Origin of the sequence: Streptomyces sp., assembly GCF_031178505.1 — a bacterium.
In the GTDB taxonomy this organism is placed as follows: domain Bacteria; phylum Actinomycetota; class Actinomycetes; order Streptomycetales; family Streptomycetaceae; genus Streptomyces; species Streptomyces gulbargensis.
This window is the reverse complement of record NZ_JAPSIW010000694.1, coordinates 1-3714: the sequence shown is the minus strand read 5'-3', so window position 1 is coordinate 3714 and position 3714 is coordinate 1. Positions and strand designations below refer to the sequence as shown.

The window sequence follows — 3714 nt, the reverse complement described above, 5'->3', positions numbered from 1 at the left end:
CGACGTCCTCATCGAAGGCGACGACCTCACCCTCACCATCACCGACGGATGGGCCGCCTTCTCCGACAACCGCGGCATCTGCCTCGCCATCCCCACCGGGCTAGGAGCACAGATCCAACGGGTAGACAACAACCAGGACACCGAACCGGAGCCCGCGCCGCAGAAGGAGTGATGACCCGTGGCCAGCAAGCGAGGCGGCAGCGGACGAAGCCGACGCGGCAACGCCGAAACCCTCAGGCGCTACTGGAGCAGCGGACCCGGAGCCGCCAAGATCCGATGGGGAACCCCAGGAGACTGGACCCGCTGCAACCGGCAGCTCAGCAAGTACATGGGCGCGAGGGCCCGCGGATACTGCCAGCTCCTCCACCGCCGCAACACGGGCGTCTACACCGGCAGCCGAGCCAACGTCGGCCGACGCGGCAGGTGAGGAACCGCCCCACTGTCAGCGGGCGTCGAGACAATGGAACCCCGGCGAGCGTTGCACCGCTCCCGGGGCCGCGGCCAGCCCTGACCAGACAGGACCGACATGCCCGAGGCTACACGCCCGAACTCCATCATCTGTGCCCGCTGTGGAACCGAGAAGAAGGTCGGCCAGCGCGGACCCGTCCCGGCCTTTTGCTCGGCCGTCTGCCGAGCCGGCGAGAGAAACGACCGACGCCTGGACATCGAGTGCGCGCACTGCGGGCAACCAGCCAGCGTCCGCACGGGCACGTGCTACTGCACAGCACGCTGCCGCAACGCCAGCAATCACCAGGGCGCCCGCGAAGAGACAGCCCACAGGCGGGCAGCCAACGCGCGTCCGTGCCCCTACTGCGGCAACCTGATGCTGAACCCGAAGCGCAAGCAGTGCGGCGAACCCGACTGCAAGCGAGCCTTCGACGCTGACCGGGCAAAGGACTGGCACCGCAACTACACCGCGACGACGGGCAAGCGGTACGCGACCGACAGGTACCGCGAGCAGGCCGTCGAGTACGACAAGCGACGACGCGAGCAGCAAGGCCACTGGAGGAAGCAGTACCCCGAAGCCGCAGCACTCGCCGACGCGCGACGTCGCATGCTGAAGCAGCAAGCCAATCAGGGTGAACGGTTCGCACCCAGAGACGTGTACGAGCGGGACGGATGGACGTGCGGGCTGTGCCGGCTGCCCGTGGACCCAGGACTGGCATGGCCACACCCCATGAGCGCCTCGGTGGACCACATCCTTCCTCTGTCCCAAGGCGGAACACACGCACTTACCAACGTTCAATGTGCTCATCTGAGCTGCAACAGCAGGAAGCGTGACCGAGTCGGCCTCGACCGTCCTGAGGCGCCGGCCGACAACGCGGAGGGCTGACCCGACCTCACCCGGCCGGCCCGCCACGACCATGATCACCCTGGGGGGAAGATCCCCTGGGGTGATCATTCCGGATCGGGACCGTTTACACGCTAAGACCGAGGACGGGTCTGGGCACTTTGGATCTCCGAGGGGGTGGACTCCGTGGCAGGTCGCGGGCCACAGCCCAAGGACCCTTCTCGCCGGGCGCGCGGCAACAAGGACCCGATCGCGCAGACGGTCCTGCGGTTCGAGCAGGCTGAGCCGCCGGAACTGCCGACGCTGTCGGTGATGAAGGACGGCGAGCTCGTCGAGTACGCGTGGCCGGCGAGGACGCTGGACTGGTGGGAGATGTGGAAGGCGTCCCCGCAGGCCGAGCACTTCAGCAGCACGGACTGGGACTTCCTGCTGGATACGGCGGTGGTGCACGCCCGGTTGTGGTCTGGAGAGATGTCGGCAGCGGCCGAGCTGCGTCTGCGAGTGGCCAAGTTCGGCGCCACTCCGGAGGACCGGGCCAGGTTGCGTATGCAGTTCGCGCAGGCGGACGAGGCGGACAGTAAGCGGCCGGAGGGCGGCCGGTCGGCGAGGGAGCGGCGCGGTGTGCTTCGGGCGCTGCCGCCGCCTGAGGAGGCGTCGGGGGGCTGACATGCCGTGGAAGCCCCCTGAGCCTGGTGCTGTCCCGTCTCTGGGCTTCGAGGTCATCGACTGGATTTCGGAGATGCTGGCGGCGCCCGACCGCGGCGAGTACGAGCCGTTCGTGCTGTACCCGGAGCAGGAGGACTTCGTCCTCCGCTACTACGAGATCAACCCGCACACCGGCAAGCGCCGCTTCCGCCGGGGCGTGATCAGCCGGCCTCGCGGCTGGGGCAAGAGTCCCTTCCTGGCAGCGCTGGCAATTGTCGAGGCGCTCGGCCCTGTGGTCCCGGACGGCTGGGATGCCGACGGGCAGCCGGTCGGGAAGCCGTGGTCTGCGGTTCGCACCCCACTCGTGCAGATCGCGGCGGTGTCGGAGACGCAGACGAAGAACACGTGGGCGCCGCTGCTGGAGATGCTGCAGGGCCCGGTCCTGGACGAGTACCCGGGCCTGGAGCCGCTGGACTCCTTCGTGAACCTGCCTCGTGGCCGCATCGAGCCGATCACCTCGTCAGCTCGCACGGTGAAGGGCAACAAGCCAGTCTTCGCCGTGCTGGACCAGACGGAGGAGTGGGTCCGCTCGAACAACGGGCTGCGCCTGGCGGAGACGATGCGGATCAACGCGGCGAAGGTCGGCGGCACGACCATCGAGTCTCCGAACGCTTACATTCCGGGCGAGGGGTCGGTGGCGGAGGAGTCGGCCGCGTTCTGGGCGAAGATCCGGGAAGGGCGGGCCCGGGACGACGGCCTCTACTACGACCACCGCGAGGCACCGCCAGAGACCGACCTGACGGACCGGGACTCTCTGCTGGCGGGGCTTGCCTACACCTACGGAAACTCCGCAGACCGTAACGGTGGGCACGTCGACCTGGACACGATCGTGGCGACGATCTGGGACCCGGCGACGGACCCGCAGACGTCCCGTGCGGACTTCCTGAACCAGATCACTCACGCTTCCGACTCGTGGATATCGCAGCCGGAATGGGCAGGCGTAGCCGCGCCGGACAAGGTGGTGGGCCGAGGTGAGGAGATCGTCCTCGGTTTCGACGGTTCGCGGCGCCGCAACCGCGGCGTCACCGACGCCACCGCCTTGGTGGGCTGCCGCGTCTCCGACGGACACCTGTTCCTGGTGGGCTGCTGGGAGCAGCCGGACGGCCCGTTCGGTCAGGACTGGCAGGTGCCGACCGTGGAGGTGCTGGCGACAGTCGAGGAGGCATTCCGCGACTACAAGGTCGTCGGCATGTACGCAGACCCGGCCCGCTGGGAATCCCATGTTGCGAAGTGGGAGGCGGATCACGGCCGCCGGCTCAAGCTCAAGGCATCGACGCAGCATCCGATCGAGTGGTGGATGACCGGCGGCCGGTCCTTCCAGATCGTGCGGGCGCTGGAAAAGTTCCGGTCGAGCGTGGTGGACGGGGAGCTGTCGCATGACGGATCGAGCGTGCTGACGCGGCACATCCTGAACGCCCGGCGTCGGGAGTCGCGCAGCGGTATCCAGATCATGAAGGAGCACCCGGACAGCCCAAGGAAGATCGACGCGGCGATCGCTGCCGTGCTGGCTTGGCAGTGCCGTGTGGACGCGATGGCGAAGGGGCTCGGCCGTAAGAAGGCCGGCAAATCGGGACGGGTGGTGGTGCTGCGATGACCGTCTCGATCCCTGAGCTGCCTCTGCTGACGCTGTCGGACGACGAGCTCGCGCTGATCAGCACGCTGCGGGCGGACATGCTGCGCGACCGGTACGACCTGCTGCTGCGGGACGCGTACTTCAA

Annotated in this window: 4 protein-coding genes; all 4 read left to right on the top strand. The window is 68.1% G+C overall.

Annotated elements, in window-relative coordinates; translation table 11 throughout:
* The first annotated feature begins 178 nt into the window (after positions 1–178).
* The 4 genes from RIF68_RS30635 (at position 179) to RIF68_RS30620 (ending at position 3590) form a co-directional block, all read left to right on the top strand.
* The gene (locus RIF68_RS30635) at positions 179–427 is read left to right on the top strand and encodes a hypothetical protein (RefSeq protein WP_309054529.1); all 249 of its coding nucleotides are present in this window, start codon (positions 179–181) and stop codon (positions 425–427) included.
* 396 nt (positions 428–823) lie between these two features.
* Positions 824–1333: an HNH endonuclease signature motif containing protein gene (locus RIF68_RS30630; RefSeq protein ID WP_309054528.1), complete on the top strand. Its 510-nt coding sequence runs from the start codon at positions 824–826 to the stop codon at positions 1331–1333.
* A gap of 144 nt (positions 1334–1477) precedes the next feature.
* Positions 1478–1957, top strand: a complete 480-nt coding sequence (locus tag RIF68_RS30625; protein ID WP_309054527.1) for a hypothetical protein — start codon at positions 1478–1480, stop codon at positions 1955–1957.
* A 1-nt stretch (position 1958) separates the two neighbouring features.
* The gene (locus RIF68_RS30620) at positions 1959–3590 is read left to right on the top strand and encodes a terminase (RefSeq protein ID WP_309054526.1); all 1632 of its coding nucleotides are present in this window, start codon (positions 1959–1961) and stop codon (positions 3588–3590) included.
* The last annotated feature ends 124 nt before the right edge of the window (positions 3591–3714 follow it).